Origin of the sequence: Planctomonas deserti (assembly GCF_003067705.1) — a bacterium.
Taxonomy (GTDB): domain Bacteria; phylum Actinomycetota; class Actinomycetes; order Actinomycetales; family Microbacteriaceae; genus Planctomonas; species Planctomonas deserti.
The window spans coordinates 1-669 of the sequence record NZ_QANL01000067.1; the positions used below are offsets into that span (position 1 = coordinate 1).

Sequence of the window (669 nt, forward strand, 5' to 3'; positions counted from 1 at the left end):
CACGCCACCGATCCGCAGCCGCTGATCTGCGAAGGTCGCTGGGAAGGGCGGATCATCCGCGAACTGCGTGGCACGAATGGTTTCGGCTACAACCCGGTGTTCCTGGACACCACCCACGGCCTGACTGCCGCGGAGATGGAGCCGGCCCTGAAAAACGCCATCAGCCACCGTGCCATTGCCCTGCAGCAGCTCAAGCAGCAGCTGGCGACGCTGTACTGACGCCACCCGATCGAACCAGGGAAGCCGGCCAGCGGCCGGCACTACCGAAGAAGCCCATGCCGCACGCCCACGACCACTGCAACCACCTGCCCGGCGAAGCCTGCTCCGCTGACCACGACACCCCGCCGCGGCTCGTGCCACCACCGCTGTCGCTGTACGTGCACCTGCCGTGGTGCGTGCGCAAATGCCCGTACTGCGATTTCAATTCGCACCAGGCCAAGGGCGAGCTGCCGTTCGACGCCTACATCGATGCACTGCTGCGCGATCTGGACCAGGACCTGCCACTGGTCTGGGGCCGGGTGGTGCACAGCGTGTTCTTCGGTGGCGGGACGCCCAGCCTGTTTCCGCCGGAGGCGATCGACCGCTTCCTGCAGCAGGCCAGCGCGCGCCTGCGCTTTGCCCCCAACGCCGAAATCACCCTGGAAACCAACCCGGGCACGGCCGAGCATG

2 protein-coding genes are annotated in these 669 nt (G+C 67.1%); both read left to right on the forward strand.

The window, feature by feature from the left end:
• A partial coding sequence (locus tag DAI20_RS19570) for a non-canonical purine NTP pyrophosphatase (RefSeq protein ID WP_497802641.1) occupies positions 1–219 on the forward strand: 219 nt, incomplete at its 5' end.
• Between the two features lie 56 nt (positions 220–275).
• Positions 276–669 (forward strand): radical SAM protein (locus tag DAI20_RS19575; RefSeq protein ID WP_159085137.1); only part of this gene is annotated, 394 nt, incomplete at its 3' end.